At 52.8% G+C, this 16159-nt stretch carries 12 protein-coding genes and 1 riboswitch; of the genes, 4 read left to right on the forward strand and 8 right to left on the reverse strand.

The features are described from left to right. Positions 1 to 90: 90 nt before the first annotated feature. The 7 genes from FGS84_RS14865 to FGS84_RS14895 form a co-directional block, all read right to left on the reverse strand. Positions 91 to 714 carry a hypothetical protein gene (locus tag FGS84_RS14865; protein WP_138309330.1) on the reverse strand — a complete coding sequence of 208 codons (624 nt, stop codon included), beginning with the start codon at positions 712 to 714 and terminating at the stop codon, positions 91 to 93. Between the two features lie 170 nt (positions 715 to 884). Then, entirely contained in the window at positions 885 to 1562 is a 678-nt protein-coding gene (locus FGS84_RS14870; protein WP_138309331.1) for a DUF4253 domain-containing protein, read from the reverse strand. Between the two features lie 235 nt (positions 1563 to 1797). Then, complete coding sequence (locus FGS84_RS14875; RefSeq protein WP_138309332.1) at positions 1798 to 2262, reverse strand: RidA family protein; 465 nt, start codon at positions 2260 to 2262, stop codon at positions 1798 to 1800. 29 nt (positions 2263 to 2291) lie between these two features. Further along, on the reverse strand, positions 2292 to 5510 hold the full coding sequence (gene carB, locus FGS84_RS14880; protein WP_138309333.1) for a carbamoyl-phosphate synthase large subunit: 3219 nt from the start codon (positions 5508 to 5510) through the stop codon (positions 2292 to 2294). Next, complete coding sequence (locus tag FGS84_RS14885; protein ID WP_138309334.1) at positions 5510 to 6583, reverse strand: carbamoyl phosphate synthase small subunit; 1074 nt, start codon at positions 6581 to 6583, stop codon at positions 5510 to 5512. The genes carB and FGS84_RS14885 overlap by 1 nt, the downstream gene beginning before the upstream one ends. A gap of 367 nt (positions 6584 to 6950) precedes the next feature. Continuing rightward, positions 6951 to 8201 (reverse strand): peptidoglycan-binding domain-containing protein, encoded by a 1251-nt coding sequence (locus FGS84_RS14890; RefSeq protein WP_138309335.1) that lies wholly within the window; start codon positions 8199 to 8201, stop codon positions 6951 to 6953. A 135-nt stretch (positions 8202 to 8336) separates the two neighbouring features. Further along, a complete protein-coding gene (locus tag FGS84_RS14895) occupies positions 8337 to 8972 on the reverse strand; it encodes a cytidylate kinase-like family protein (protein WP_138309336.1) in 636 nt (211 codons plus the stop codon). Between the two features lie 222 nt (positions 8973 to 9194). Next, a riboswitch (FMN riboswitch) is annotated at positions 9195 to 9309 on the forward strand. 260 nt (positions 9310 to 9569) lie between these two features. Between FGS84_RS14895 and ribD the strand changes: the two genes are divergently transcribed. From ribD to ribE, 4 genes are all read left to right on the forward strand, one after another. Continuing rightward, complete coding sequence (gene ribD / locus FGS84_RS14900) at positions 9570 to 10673, forward strand: bifunctional diaminohydroxyphosphoribosylaminopyrimidine deaminase/5-amino-6-(5-phosphoribosylamino)uracil reductase RibD (RefSeq protein ID WP_138309337.1); 1104 nt, start codon at positions 9570 to 9572, stop codon at positions 10671 to 10673. Beyond that, positions 10655 to 11335 (forward strand): riboflavin synthase, encoded by a 681-nt coding sequence (locus FGS84_RS14905; protein ID WP_138309338.1) that lies wholly within the window; start codon positions 10655 to 10657, stop codon positions 11333 to 11335. The genes ribD and FGS84_RS14905 overlap by 19 nt, the downstream gene beginning before the upstream one ends. A 94-nt stretch (positions 11336 to 11429) precedes the next feature. Then, positions 11430 to 12629, forward strand: coding sequence for a bifunctional 3,4-dihydroxy-2-butanone-4-phosphate synthase/GTP cyclohydrolase II (locus FGS84_RS14910; protein ID WP_138309503.1), 1200 nt, complete (start codon positions 11430 to 11432; stop codon positions 12627 to 12629). Positions 12630 to 12711: 82 nt separating this feature from the next. Continuing rightward, positions 12712 to 13239: a 6,7-dimethyl-8-ribityllumazine synthase gene (gene ribE, locus FGS84_RS14915; protein ID WP_138309339.1), complete on the forward strand. Its 528-nt coding sequence runs from the start codon at positions 12712 to 12714 to the stop codon at positions 13237 to 13239. Positions 13240 to 13247: 8 nt separating this feature from the next. Here the strand turns inward: ribE and FGS84_RS14920 are convergent, their stop codons facing one another. Continuing rightward, the gene (locus FGS84_RS14920; RefSeq protein WP_138309340.1) at positions 13248 to 16130 is read right to left on the reverse strand and encodes a response regulator; all 2883 of its coding nucleotides are present in this window, start codon (positions 16128 to 16130) and stop codon (positions 13248 to 13250) included. Positions 16131 to 16159 lie beyond the last annotated feature (29 nt).

The following is a 16159-nucleotide window of genomic DNA, read 5'->3' on the forward strand; positions in this document are numbered from 1 at the left end:
ATACTCCTTTTAATCCTGTAATCCTCTGTCCCGGCGGCACAGGAATGCCGTATATGCATCCCTGCGCCAGTTCCTGCATTTCCTCCATGACTATTCCATGATGTCAATACTGATAATCTGTGTATCCTCCAATATCATTCTTACAATGCTTCCAACTGCCAAATCAGATTCCGTACCTTCCCGGCCCTCCATTCCTTTTGTAATGACAGTGGAACCGGTCAGATAAACGGTTGTTTCATCCGTGCTGAATTCCATTGTCATACCTCCGCTCCCCTGTCTGTCCCAGGGATTCCCGCCCTCCGGCATTGCAGGCATGGTCCCCTCTTCTTCAGGTTGTGCAGGAGGGTTCTCCCCATCCGCCGGTTTTTCCGGCGGAGTTTCTCCATCTGCCCGTTTTTCCGGCAGTGTCTCCCCTTCTGCCGGTTTTTCCGGCGGGGATTCCCTGTCCGGCGCCCTGTCTTCTGCAGGACCGGTTCCGTCACCATCCCTCTGTTCCGGCTTTAAGGCAAATGTCACGGTCAATGAGCCGTCGCCTGCCGCAGTTATTTTAGCCATTACACTCCCGTCATCCCGGGGAGTCATCCTGTTATCTGTCTGTGCTGTTTCTGAACCAGAGGATGACCATGATGCCGCGTAGCTCATCACCCCGGTACCAATCACAGCCGCCGCGCACAGACCTGCACACAGTAACATCCTTGCTGGATTTCTTTTCATTGTAATCTCCTACTTTCCGCTTTATTTCAGATTTTCATCTGATTCCAGAAGTATAACGGCCCTGGCTTAAATCAAACTGAAATTCACAGATATTTCATAAAATACCTTTGTTTGCACCAAAATAAAAAAGCAGCGGTTTCCCGCCACTTTTTCCATTTCTCCATCCTCCATCAATCCCACCAGAAAAACCATACATGGGACCTGGACAGGGACCCTGCCAGGGTCATGACCTCCTCCGTAAAGCAGAAGCCGAACTGTTCCATAGCCAGCTTCTCGGCCTGTTCCTGGTCTGCCACCGGTGTATCCACATAAAACTGCAGGGTATCGGCACCCATAACAGCCGGCACAGCTCCCCACATTTCATACCACCGTTTTGCAAATGCCAGCATTCTGCCGCTGTCCGGACACTGGTTCCATCCGCCAAAGGGAAGCCAGCCCAGCACCTTCCAGGGCTGGTCCACCGGAATCTCCGCCAGTATGACATCTGATTTTTGTCTGGTCAGATAATCCGTATCCTCCTGGAAATGCTCCGCCGCTTCTCCGTCCTCAAACCTTCCCAATAAGGACTCCGGCATTTCCATGGACGATTCCGCCAGGTTCGTTGTCACCATGTCTATAAAATTTTCATCCGGATAAATGAACAGAGGAACAAATCCATCCCTCTTTCCCTGTTCCCTCTTCTCCAGATAAAGTTCCTCCAGGGGCTGTTCCGCTCCCCTGCGGTCAATCACCTGACATGGGCATCCCATAATTTCCAGCATTTTACGGTAACTCTCTTTCTTCTCATCTCCGGTCTGCGTCATTTCTTTCCCTCCATACGCATCCCTGCCGTTTTTCAGAACCAGCATTCAATCTTCATGCTTCCATTATATCGGATAACCCCCTCTGCGGCTATCCCCCGTTCCAAAAACAGCCATCCCGCCGGAAAACAGGAACCAGCCCATGGCTGGTACCCGGCAAAGACATGAAAAGCCCGGGGACTCCGGTTTAAACAAACCGGAGTCCCCAGGCTCCTATCCGGTCAAACCAGACTCTGCTTACATCTGCTTAACCGCCAATCCTTTTACCCTGATGGAGGACCCATCAATCTTCCTTTACTTCCACTACCGCCAGTATTTCCGTGGCGCTGCCGCCCGGAAGCTCATTGGCTCCAATGGCAAGCCTTGCAGCGATTCCTGCTTCCCCATATAAATCACGGAACAGTCCGGATGCCCCGTCTATGACCAAAGGCTGATTTCCAAACCCCTTGGCGCAGCGTACATAGCTGATAATCTGTACAAACTGTTTCACTCTATCCAAATCGCCCAGTTCCGTTTTCAGAACAGACAGAATATTCAGAGCGCAGATTTGGGCGGACCTCTGGCCATCCTCTATGGTCAAATCCTCCCCCACAACACCCACCACCTGGCGCACTCCATGGATATCCGGGGTCTGGCCTGCAATATAAATCAGATTTCCCACCCTTCTTGCGGGTACATACAATCCGTTTGGCCTAGGGAGCTCCGGAAGCTCAAGTCCCATTTCCTGCAATTTCTGTTCAACTATCATAGCCTTCTCCTTAGCGTGTTTCCATTCCCTCAGGCATTCTTTACCGTGGCAATATCAATCAGCGTCAGCTCCTTGGCCCGGTTTTCCAGGCTGGTTACCAGCGCATTGGCCGTATCCAGGGAGGTCAGGACATTGACGCCTGTCTCAATGGCATTGCGGCGGATGATGAAGCCGTCATGGCTGCGCTCTGCACCCTGGGCCGGGATGTCGATAATCAGGTCAATCTGATGGCCCAGCACCAGGTCCAGGATATTGGGGGATTCCTGCTCCAGCTTGCGGATTTCGTAGGCCTTTACGCCGTTCTTATTCAGTGTCCTTGCCGTGCCTCTGGTGGCAAATATCTGATATCCCACAGCAGCAAACCTGCGGGCAATGTCCACTGCCTCCTCCTGGTCGCTGTGGCGCACGGACATAATCATTTTCCTGTATTTCGGAAGGCGGATGCCTGCGCCCTCAAATGCTTTGTAGAGCGCTTCATTGAATGTCCTTGCAATTCCCAGGCACTCGCCGGTGGACTTCATCTCAGGTCCAAGGCTGATGTCAGCACCGCGAATCTTTTCAAAGGAGAATACCGGCATCTTGATGGCAATATAATCAGCTGCCGGCTGTAATCCAGGCTGGTAGCCCAGCTCCCGGATGGTGTGGCCGCAGATAATCTGAGTGGCCAGCGGAACAATGGGGATTCCGGTTACCTTGCTGATATAGGGAACCGTACGCGAGGAACGCGGGTTCACCTCTATGATATATACGTCGTCCCCGTCCACAATAAACTGGATATTAATCATGCCCTTTACATGGAGGGCCCTTGCCAGCTTCTCGGTGTAGTCCACAATGGTGTCAATGTTATGCTGGCTGATATCCTGGGCCGGGTACACGGAGATACTGTCGCCGGAGTGGATACCGGTACGCTCAATATGCTGCATAATGCCTGGAATCAGGATGTCGGTGCCGTCACAGATGGCGTCCACCTCGATTTCCTTGCCCATAATATATTTATCAACCAGAATCGGATGCTCCTGGGCAATCTGGTTGATGATGCCGATAAACTCATCAATGTCCTCGTCGCTGATGGCAATCTGCATCCCCTGTCCGCCCAGTACATAGGACGGTCTTACCAGCACCGGATAGCCCAGCTTATTGGCTGCTTCCTTGGCCTCCTCTGCCGTGAATACGGTGTGGCCCGCCGGCCTTGGGATATTGCACTGCTCCAGGATAGCGTCAAAACGCTCCCTGTCCTCTGCCGCATCCACATCCTCTGCCGCCGTGCCCAGAATGGGAACCCCCATCTTCATCAGGGCCTCTGTCAGCTTGATGGCTGTCTGGCCGCCGAACTGGACCACCGCGCCATCCGGCTTCTCAATATCCACAATGCTCTCCACATCTTCCGGGGTAAGGGGTTCAAAATACAGCTTATCCGCAATGTCAAAATCCGTGCTGACGGTTTCCGGGTTATTGTTTATAATAATAGTCTCATAGCCTTCCCTGCTGAAAGCCCAGGTGCTGTGGACAGAACAGAAGTCAAACTCAATTCCCTGTCCAATGCGGATTGGGCCGGAACCCAGCACCAGCACCTTTTTGCGCCCGCCGGTCTGCTCCGCCTCGTTAAAACCGCCGAAGCAGGAGTAATAGTAGGGGGTCTCGGCTGCAAACTCAGCCGCACAGGTATCCACCATCTTATAAACCGCGCGGATATCATTGTGGTAGCGCAGCTTTTTGATTTCTTCCTGGGAAATGCCTGTAAGCCTTGCTATGACATTGTCAGGATACTCAATTCTCTTGGCCTCAGTCAGAAGTTCCACGGTCAGCTGCTTTTCTCCGGCTCCCACTGCCTTCAGGGCATCTTCCATCTCCACCAGGATAGCCAGCTTGTCAATGAACCAGAAATCAATCCTGGTGATGTCATGGATATGCTCATAGGTGAATCCGCGGCGCAGTGCCTCTGCAATTCTCCAGATGCGCATATCATCCACCCTGGATAATTCCTCTGTCAGCTCTTCATCGGAAAGGTCTGTAAAATCATAGGACAGCAGGCAGTCCACATGCTGTTCCAGGGAACGGATGGCCTTCATCAGCGCACCTTCAAAATTGGTGCAGATACTCATGACCTCACCTGTGGCCTTCATCTGGGTGCCCAGGGTACGCTTGGCGCTGATAAATTTATCAAAGGGCAGCCTTGGCATCTTGACCACGCAGTAATCCAGCATGGGTTCAAAGCTTGCATATGTCTTTTTTGTAACCGCATTCCTGATTTCGTCCAGGGTATATCCCAGGGCAATCTTGGCAGCCACCTTGGCGATGGGATATCCCGTTGCCTTGCTTGCCAGGGCGGAGGAACGGCTAACCCGGGGATTTACCTCGATAACGCAGTACTCGAAGCTGTCCGGATTCAGGGCATACTGCACATTGCAGCCGCCGGTGATTCCCAGCTCGCTGATGATGTTAAGGGCAGAGGTGCGGAGCATCTGGTACTCCTTGTCCCCCAGCGTCTGGGAGGGGGCCACCACAATACTGTCGCCTGTATGAACGCCCACAGGGTCAATATTCTCCATATTACAAACAGTGATTACATTGCCCGCGCCGTCGCGCATTACCTCGTACTCAATTTCCTTCCACCCTGCGATGCAGCGCTCCACCAGCACCTGTCCCACACGGGAAAGGCGAAGTCCGTTTTCCAGGATTTCGGCGCACTGCGACCGGTTGTCTGCAATACCGCCGCCGGAACCTCCCAGGGTGTATGCCGGACGAAGCACAACCGGATAACCGATTCGCTCGGCAACCTCCAGACCATGCTTTACATCCTCCACAATATCAGAGGGAGCAACTGGTTCCCCAATCTTTTCCATGGTTTCCTTGAACATCTCGCGGTCCTCTGCCTTCTTGATGGTCAGGGCCGTGGTGCCAATCAGGCGCACATTGTGTTCTTTTAAGAAGCCTGCATCCTCCAGCTCCATGGCAAGGTTAAGCCCTGCCTGTCCGCCCAGGGTGGGCAGTACGCTATCCGGTTTTTCTTTTAATATAAGCTGTTCCACCACTTCCACGGTAAGAGGCTCAATGTAGACCCGGTCCGCAATGTCCTTGTCTGTCATAATGGTGGCAGGGTTGGAGTTGAGGAGAACCACCTCAATTCCCTCTTCCTTCAGGGAACGGCAGGCCTGGGTGCCTGCATAGTCGAATTCTGCTGCCTGTCCGATGACAATGGGGCCGGAGCCAAGCACCAGTACTTTTTTGATATCAGGATTCTTTGGCATTAGTCATTCACCTCCATCATTTTAAGAAAACGGTCAAAGAGGTAACCGGAATCCAGGGGTCCCGGGCATGCTTCCGGGTGGTACTGCACCGTGAAGATATTCTTGCCAACGTACTTTAAGCCCTCGTTGGTGCTGTCATTTACATTGACAAATGCCGGTACGGCCACTGATGGGTCCAGGTTGTCCGTATCCACCACATAGCCGTGGTTCTGGGAGGAAATATAAACCCTTCCGGTCTCCAAATCCTTTACCGGATGGTTTCCGCCTCTGTGTCCATATTTTAATTTATGGGTATCCATGCCGTTGGCAAGGGCCATGAGCTGGTGTCCCAGGCAGATGGCAAAAATAGGAACATCTGACTCATACAGTTTTTTCACTTCTCTGATAATAGTTGTGTTTTCCTTCGGGTCCCCGGGGCCGTTGCTGAGCATGATGCCGTCAGGGTTTCCTGCCAGTACTTCCTCTGCGGGAGTATCAGCCGGATATACAGTTACTTCGCATCCCCTCTGATTCAGGGAGCGGGCAATGTTTCTCTTGGCGCCGTAATCCATGAGGGCAACCTTCTTACCGGTTCCGGGAAGGACATATTTTTCCTTTGTGGTGGTTTTAAGCACTACGCCGGTCACAATATACTCCTTCATGCGTTTTATGGGCTCGCTGAAATCGGTATATTCCTTTGTAGTAATCATACCGTTCATGGTGCCTTTTTCTCTTAATATTTTGGTAAGGGCTCTTGTATCGATACCGCAGATACCGGGAATGTCGTGTTCTTTTAAGAAGTTCTGAATGGTATCCTCGCTTCTGAAATTGCTGGGGATTCTTGATAATTCTCTTACAATATAGCCATCCGGCCAGGGCTTTGCTGACTCCATGTCCTCATGGCAGATTCCATAATTGCCAATAAGGGGATATGTCATGACAACGGCCTGTCCTGCGTAAGACGGGTCGGTCAGCACTTCCAGATAACCGGTCATTGATGTGTTAAACACGATTTCACTGATGACTTCTCGCTGGGAACCAATACTTGTCCCGGTGAATACAGTTCCATCTTCCAGTATGAGGTATGCTTTCATATGGGGGGTACCTGTCCTTTCTCATGTGTTTGGTTATGGGCCTGGTGACCTCAGCCCAAATTGTAAAGATTATACTGTATTTCATATGAATTTGCAATGACTTTGAATGCTAAATTTTTTTGTATTAATCAAATATTTTTTTAGTACAAAAAGGCAGGATACAGCAAGGGCAGGACCCATAAATCAGTGTCCTGCCCATGTCTTTGACAACCGTCTTTCATGACTGTCTTTGAAGCGTTATTGGCTGCCTTTTATACGCAGGCCGTTGCTCTTTATAGGGAATTTCCGCCTCCCATCCTTCCTCTCCGGCGCCGGCAAAAGTTCTCTGCTCCTAAACCGATTTCACCATATTACCCTGTCATATTCATTACACCAGCTCCGCAATCCGGGTAATTCCCACATAGATATGCGATATTTTATACCATGTGGCAAAGTCCACCACCCCTGTCTGGGGCAGTCCGAAAATGGACTGGAATTCCCGCACCGCATTGGCTGTCCTGGTGCCGTATATCCCGTCAGGCGTCACCCTGGGAATGGCTGTGTAAACCGTTGCGATTTCATCCAGCTGTTCCTGCATCTGCCGCACCTTATCCCCGGAACTTCCTATGGTCAGGTCATTTCCCGGCCAGGAGGCCGGAATCCCGGATATCTGCTCCGCCGTATTCACATAGATGCTGTCCCCGTAAAAATGACGGAGAATCTCAATGGGACTGTACCCCTGCTCTCCAAGGGAACAGGAGCCCCACTGTGTCATCCAGTTGGGGCACTGGACCTGGCGTCCGTCACAGTACTGGGTCAGGATAGGCTGTCTCACCCCGGGACGGGACAGGTAGTTGTCAAATATCTCATCCACTATCAGGTTGATGCTCTCAAATATATTTCTCCCGTATATCCACTTGTGGTCAAAGGCAGTGGAGGATGTAATGGTAAAATCATAGCCCTGGTTCCTGTACCACTCCGTGTATACACGGTTCAGGGTAAAGGACATGATTGCCAGCACATTGGCTGTTATGGTAGCCCTGGGCCAGGTGGAATAGATTTCACTGGAAGCCACATTCTTTATGTAGTCCCTGTAGGGCACATAATAATCCTTGGCCGTGCTGTCCGTGGGAACCCCGTCGTGGACCACCACAGTCTGAGGCACCACCACCCGGCTGAGTACGATTTCCCCGCTTTCGTTCACTGGCTTTATCTCTGCTTCCGCTATCTTTGGAGGATAATTCCCATACAGGGTATGGTCCGGTATTACCACCGGGTCTTCGGGAGGCGTTTCCCCGCCAGCCGGCGTCATGCCGGCGGGCTGGATGGCCGTTGCGTCTGCCAGTATCTCGGTGCCGGATATGGCCAGAGGCTCAAAGCCCTCTGCCTCCACCATCACATTGTATTCCGAATAGGGCTGGATAATACTCGGTTCCAGGCTGTATTCCACAGGGGGAGCCGGAAGCTGCACCTGTTCTGTCTGACCGGAGCTGTTGGTAGTCAGCTGCTCCACTGTACGGTCCGGTTCTCCTTTATAGCTGATGGTGACCCTGGCGTTCTGTATGGGAAAATTGTTCTGTATGTTGATTACGTTAATCTGCAGCAGTCCACTGGATGTCCGTTCTGGATTGGTTGCCATGTAATACCTCGCAATTTCTTTTCATTACCTAAATATAATACTGACCATCCTATTATATGCATACATTTTCAATCATGCTCTAAACCGGAAACGCACAGAAAGAGAGCAGGCATCAGCCTGCTCCCTTACAGCTCATTACAGTTCATACTCCTTAATCCGCAAATAAGCCCGTATAGCCTCCATGGCCCCCTCTGTTCCCAGGGATGCCGTATTCAGCATCAGGTCATAATTCTCCACATTCTCCCAGTCCCGGCCCGTATAGTACCGGTGGTAATCCCTTCGTTCCCTGTCAATGCGCTTGATGTTCTTCCTGATATCCTTAGGCTCATAATACCCCAGTTCACTGATTCGCTTTTCCCGGTATTCCATGTCCGCATACAGGAATACCCTTACCAGCCCTTCCGTGCCCTCCAGCACATAATCAGCGCAGCGTCCCATGATGACGCAGCTCTCCTCCGCTGCCAGCTTGCGTATGACTTCAGACTGGAACCGGAACAGATTGTCCGCCGACACCAGGTCGGAACCAAAGGAAGGGCTCCCCTTTTCCGGAGTCAGGCTCTTGACAATCTTATACAGGAGCTTGTTACCTGCCTTCTCATCTGCCAGATAATAATAGCTCTCCTTGATGCCGCTCTGGTCTGAATTCATGCGCAGGATATTCTTGTCATAGAAATGGATTCCCAGTTCCTTGGCCAGCCTGGAGCCGATTTCACTGCCGCCGCTGCCGTACTGTCTGCCAATGGTCACAATGAGTTTCTTTCCTTCCTTCATACGCCCATCCTCCTGTTCTGACAGCGCAGGCTCACGCCTGCTTCCATGGTTTGCTTTCATGGTTTTATTATATCACAATGCGTTCTAACATTTAACAGTTATTCCTGGTTTTTCCCAAGTTTGCCCTCCATCATTTTCCGGATAACTCCAAATCCATGCACCCATGACGAAAATCCTTCTTGACATACCGCCATACAGTGTTTATAATAACACTCAATTGAATCATATCTTCAGGGCAGGGTGCAATTCCCTACCGGTGGTACAGCCCACGAGCCGCAAGGCATGATTCGGTGAAACTCCGAAGCCGACAGTACAGTCTGGATGAAAGAAGATAAAAGAATGGCATGGATGCGTTTACCCGCTTCCCATGGCTGACCGACAGTGCCCTGGAATGACTATCATTCCAGGGCTTTTGTGTGTCTCCCATGTTCCCTATATCTTTTTTGCAGGCACATAATCCTGTGCCGGCGGCTTCATATGTTCTGCCTTGAACGATACGGTTCAAGGCATTTTTTATTGCAGGATTCACGGCAATCAACCAGGGACGGACCATGGCAGCCCCATGCAGGTCCCGTATTATGTAAAGGAGGCGCTGTATTGAACGATACTGATTACATGTCCATGGCACTGAAACTGGCGGAAAAGGGCCGCGCAGGAGTCAGCCCCAATCCCATGGCAGGGGCTGTCATTGTGAAGGAGGGCCGCATCATCGGGCAGGGCTGCCATCTTTGTTTCGGCGGTCCCCACGCTGAACGGAACGCCCTGGCATCCCTGACCGAATCTCCCAGGGGAGCCACCCTGTATGTAACCTTAGAGCCCTGCTGTCACCACGGCAAGACCCCTCCCTGCACGGACGCCATCGTGAAAAGCGGCATCCGGCGGGTTGTGATTGGTACAAAGGACCCCAATCCCATGGTATCCGGCAAGGGCGCAGAAATTTTAATAAGCCATGGCATAGAGGTAACAGAAGGCGTGCTGGAAGAGGCGTGCAGGGAAATCAATCATGTATTCTTCCACTATATAAAGACCGGACGCCCTTTTGTGGTCATGAAATATGCCATGACGCTGGACGGCAAGACAGCCACCTGCGCCGGACATTCCCGGTGGATTACCGGAGAGCGCTCACGCCGCAGGGTCCATGAGGACAGAAACAGGTATTCCGCTGTCATGTGCGGGGTGGGAACCATACTGGCCGATGATTCCCTCCTTACCTGCCGCCTCCCGGATACCAGGAATCCGGTCCGGATTATCTGTGATTCACGGCTTCGCACGCCGCCGGACTCCCAGGTTGCCGCCACCTGTTCCCAGGCCAGGACCATACTGGCTACCTGCTGTGCTGACAGGAAGGCATGGCTTCCCTATGAGGAAAAGGGCTGTGAAATCCTCCTCCTTCCGTCCAGGGAGGGGCACACGGACCTGAATGCGCTGACAGAACATCTGGGGCGGATGGGCATTGACAGCATATTGTTGGAAGGCGGGGCCTCCCTCAGCTGGTCCGCCCTTTCCCAGGGAATTGTAAACAGGGTCCAGGCCTACATTTCCCCAAAACTCTTTGGGGGCGCATCCGCCAAAACACCGGTGGGCGGCAGCGGCGTACAATTTCCATACCAGGGCTTCACCCTGGGAAAGACCAGAATCACGGCTTTGGATGAAGATATTCTCATAGAAGGGGAGGTTAGGCCATGTTCACAGGAATCATAGAAGAAACCGGAATTCTGGTGTCTGTTCAGGGGGGTGCATCCGGTTCCCGCCTGGTCATCAAGGCCGGCAGGATTCTGGAGGATATAAAAAAAGGGGACAGCATTGCTGTCAACGGCGTCTGCCTTACGGCCTCTTCCTTTGACTCCGGCTGTTTTTCCGCGGATGTGATGCCCGAAACCCTGAATCGTTCCAGCCTGGGACAGCTGCCCCTTAAAAGCCTCCTTAACCTGGAGAGGGCCATGATGGCCGGCGGCAGGTTCGGCGGACATATTGTAACCGGCCATATTGACGGCACCGGGACCATTACCAGTATTAGGCGCGACGGCAATGCCCTTTGGTATACCATCTGCTGCGCCCCGTCTATCCTGCGTCTTATCATTGAAAAGGGCTCCATCGCCATAGACGGCGTCAGCCTTACGGTTGCCCGGGTACGGGAACGGGATTTCAGCGTATCCCTGATTCCGCATACAGCCTCCCGCACCACCCTTGGCTCCCTGAAACCCGGCTGCAGGGTCAACCTGGAAAATGACTGCGTGGGGAAATACATTGAAACCCTGATAAAAATGCCTCCCCCTTCCCAAAACACGGCAGAACCGGACACTGCACACAGGAATACAGGCGCCAAAATCACACCGGAATTACTGAAACAATACGGCTTTTAAGAAGTACCGGAACAGGAAAACAGAACGCAGGACAACCGGATTGTCCCTGTTAAAAACAAGAGGAGGACTAACAACCATGGAAGAACTCAATGCCATAAAAGGATTCAACACCATAGAAGAAGTGCTGGAGGACCTGCGCCAGGGTAAAATCGTACTGGTAACAGACGATGAAGACAGGGAAAACGAAGGCGACTTTATCTGCGCCGCCCAGTACGCCACCACGGAAAACGTGAATTTCATGGCCGTACACGGCAGGGGCCTTATCTGTATGCCCATGAGCATGGAGCTGTGCAGAGAGCTTAAATTCCCCCAGATGGTATCCCACAATTCCGATAACCATGAAACAGCCTTTACCGTGTCCATTGACCATGTCAGCACCACCACCGGCATTTCCGCAGCCGAACGGGGCGTGACAGCCAGGCAGTGCGCCAGTGCCCAGGCCCGCCCTGAAGATTTCCGGCGGCCGGGCCACATGTTTCCTCTGACAGCCCGCAAAAACGGTGTGCTGGAACGGAACGGCCATACCGAAGCCACCGTTGACCTGATGCGCCTGGCCGGTCTCAGGGAATGCGGGCTTTGCTGTGAAATCATGAAGGAGGACGGAACCATGATGCGCATGCCCCAGCTCCTTCAATGCGCCGTGCAATGGAATATGAAAATCACCACCATCAAGGCATTGCAGGACTACCGCAAGCAGCACGACAAGCTGGTGGAATGCGCGGCCGTGACCCGTATGCCCACCCGTTACGGCACCTTTAAGGCTTACGGCTACCGGAATCTGCTGAATGGTGAACATCATGTGGCCTTAGTAAAAGGAGAGATTGGGGACGGACAGGACCTGTTGTGCCGTGTCCACTCGGAATGCCTGACCGGCGATGCCTTTGGCTCCCTGCGCTGCGACTGCGGACAGCAGTTTGCAGCCGCCATGTCCCGGATTGAACAGGAAGGCAGGGGCGTGCTTCTCTACATGCGCCAGGAGGGAAGGGGCATCGGCCTTCTCAATAAACTCCGGGCCTATGAACTCCAGGACCAGGGCATGGATACCCTGGACGCCAACCTGGCTCTGGGATTTCCGGGGGATTTGCGGGAATATTTCATAGGCGCCCAGATATTAAGGGACCTGGGTGCCAGAACACTGCGGCTGCTGACCAACAACCCGGATAAGGTATACCAGCTCTCCGGCTTTGGCCTGGATATCAGAGAACGTGTTCCCATCCGGATGGCCCCCACGGACCACGACCTGTTCTATTTGAAGACAAAGGAACAGCGCATGGGGCATTTCATGCATTATTAAAATATAAAATAAAAGTGTATCACTATGATGCACCACCGTTTAAACAGCCAGTTATCACAGACACAGAAAAGGAGAATCCGCCATGTATATATTAGAAGGAAAGCTTGTTCCAAAAAAAATAAGGGTAGGCATTGTTGCCTCCCGTTTCAACGAATTCATCACCTCAAAGCTCCTGTCCGGGGCCCTGGACTGTCTGACCCGCCATGAGGTGCCGGAGGACAATATCACAGTTGCCTGGGTTCCGGGCGCCTTTGAGATTCCGCTCATTGCCTCCCGTATGGCTGCCAGCGGGCGCTGCGACGCCGTCATATGTCTGGGCGCCGTCATCCGGGGCAGCACCAGCCATTACGACTATGTGTGCAGTGAGGTTTCCAAGGGCATTGCCCATACCTCCCTTGCCACAGGAGTCCCGGTCATGTTCGGTGTGCTGACCACGGAGAACATTGAGCAGGCCATTGAACGGGCCGGGACAAAAGCAGGCAACAAGGGCTATGACTGCGCTGCGGGAGCCATTGAGATGGTGAATCTGATACATGAAATTGACGTGGAGACGGCCGGCAGCAGCCTGTCCGGCACCTCTCCTGTTCAGGATGGACCTAACCGCCCATAATCCCACTTTTATAAATGCTTTTTCAGCTCATCCAGCACTGCCTCCATATCCAGAGGCTTTACCAGATATCCATTCATCCCTGCCTCAAATGCCCTGGCCTTATCCTCCTCAAAGGCATTGGCCGTCATGGCCAGTATGGGGATGCTGCCCATACCGTCACCCTCCATGGCCCGGATAGTCCTGGTAGCCTCCAGTCCATCCATCAGGGGCATGCGGATATCCATGAGCACCGCGGAAAAATACCCGGCCCCCCTGGACCGATACAGGTTCACTGCCTCCTGTCCGTCCTCTGCTGTTTCCACTTCCATGCCCCGCATCTCCAGGAGGGTCCTGGCGATTTCCCGGTTCAGCTCATTGTCATCCGCCAGCAGCACCCTGCAGCCTGCAAAGTCCTCCCGTTCCTTTTGCGCTGTCTCCTCCTGCCCCCGGTCCACTGCCTGGGCAAAGGCATCGTATATGGTGCTTCCAAACAGGGGCTTTGAGATAAAACAGTTGACCCCTGCGCTTCTGGCCTCATCCTCAATCCGGCTCCAGTCGTAGGCGGAAATCATGATGATGGTGGTATCCGGCCCGACCATGGCCCGGATGCGCCTGGCTGTCTCCACGCCGTCCATATCCGGCATCTTCCAGTCAATCATGGCAATGTCATAATGCCTGTTCTCCGCCAGCAGGCGCTGCACCTCCTCCACTGCCCTGAACCCGGAATCCACCCACAGGGAATGGGCTCCGGCCTTTTCAAGGATGGACGTGGCCTGGCTCCCCACCAGCGGGTCATCATCCACCACCAGCACAGCCAGTCCCTTCAGCAGTTCACGCTTCTTTCTCTGGCGCTCCATCTCCTGGTCATCCTCAGCCAGCTTAAAGGGAAGAGTGACCGTGAACATGGAGCCCTTCTCCTTCTCACTCTCAACCTCAATGCTGCCTCCCATGAGCTGGACCAGATTGTATACAATGGAAAGGCCCAGACCACTGCCAATGTTGTTGCGGGCTGTCTCCGACGCTTCCTGTTCAAAGGGCATGAACAGGCGCTTGCGGAATTCCCTGGACATCCCGATGCCGGTATCCTTCACCTGGAACATCAGGTATGAAAATCCGTTGGTCCTCTTCGTTTCCTCTATCTGAATCTGTATTTTCCCTCCGGCCCGAGTGAATTTAAGGGAATTGGACAGCAGGTTCATGAGAATCTGCTTCAGGCGCAGCGGGTCCCCGATATAAAATTGCTCCAACGGCTCTTTGTGGTAAATCACATAATCAATCCGGCGTTCCTCGGCCTGGGGATATATAATCTGGTCCACCTCGCCCATAAGCTCCGTAAAATCAAAGTATTCGTGGGCCAGTTCCATTTTACCTGTCTCTATCTTGGACATATCCAGGATGTCGTTAATCAGGGAGAGCAGGTACCTGGACGAGGCGTCAATCTTGCAGAAACAATCCTGGACACTCCGTCTGTCATCCAGCTTCAGCTGGCCGATGGTGCTCATGCCCACTATGGCATTCATGGGTGTGCGGATGTCATGGCTCATTCTGGACAGAAAATCTGATTTAGCCTGGTTTGCAGCCTTGGCCGATGCCAGGGCATCCCGGAGAAGCTGCTCCTGCCGCGCCTGCTCCGCCCTCTGGCTGTCCAGCACTTTTACCAAGCCAATGGCCAGCACATCATCGTTAAAGGGATTCTCCACATAAATAATCTGAACGGACAGCCAGTGATACTCACCGTCACTCCCCATTTCCTGCAGCTCCATGTAAACATCCCGTTCTCCCGCAGCAAATCTGGCCAGGATGTTCTCCCTGGCAAAGGACGCTGCAAAATCCTCCTGATAGGACGGGTATACATTGGGCAGGCTCCCGTTTATCATCTCCGTATAGCCGCCGTGACGTTTGGACAGCAGGGAATCCTGGTCCTCAATAAAACAATTATAGGTATCCTTTGTAAGATTCAGGCTCATAATCAGGGGATAGGCCGTACAGATGGCCGCCCTGAGGGAACGGTTCTCTATGAGCTGCTGCCTTTCCTGTTCCAGCTCCAGCTGCTTTATATCCGTCACATCCGTGAATACAGCCTGTATAACCTCCTGGCCGTCCGCATTGACAATCCGGCCCATGATAACGCTGACCCATATCTGTTTTCCGTCCCGCAGAAAGGTATGGCGTATATAGGATGCCGTATCCCCATTGAGCGCCAGTCCGGCTATGATGCCTTCAATCCAGTCCTTATCCTCATCCTGAACCATCTGGAAGGGATTCTTCACCTCACGCCTGTATTCCTCCTCGGAGCTGTATCCGTAAAGCTCCCATCCCATCCGGTTCACATTGACAATCCGGTGGCCTTCTCCCCGTTCAAACTGTATGATGCCGCAGGGCACTGAATTGTACAGCTGGCTTAAGAACCGGGCCTGCTGCACGTATTCCTGCTCACGGCGGCGCAGCTCCCCCTCCAGCTCCAGATAGGTGCGCTTTCCTGATTCCGCCGGAAACAGTTCATCCTCTTTCAGTTCACTGAACGGTATGGAGTTATGGATATGGATTGTTTCCAGTCCGTCCCCCTTTTCCCTGAAAACAAAGGTAATCCTCTGCTGTATCCTGAGGTAGACTCCCGTGCCTTCCTTTGATTCAAGCTCGCTGACGCCCTCACAGAGCCACAGGCCGTCCCCCATCTCCATAACCTCGTACTGCTCATCAAACATATTGCAGGGCGACAGTTCATCCTTCCCCTCCCGGAACCAGGCTGCCACGGCGTCACGCCCCTCTGCCTTCTGCATCTTTCCGCCGCCCAGCCATATGATATCATCCGCAAATGTGGATATCAGAAGCTCCACATCGCTCTCACAGAAATACGAAGAAAGAATGCTTCTGGCAAACTCCCTTACTTCTTCTGCCGACCATTTTTTCATTTAAATCCTCCCTTAATCTGTAGCAACCG

Origin of the sequence: Clostridium sp. 1001271st1 H5, from assembly GCF_005845215.1 — a bacterium.
GTDB lineage: Bacteria > Bacillota > Clostridia > Lachnospirales > Lachnospiraceae > Enterocloster.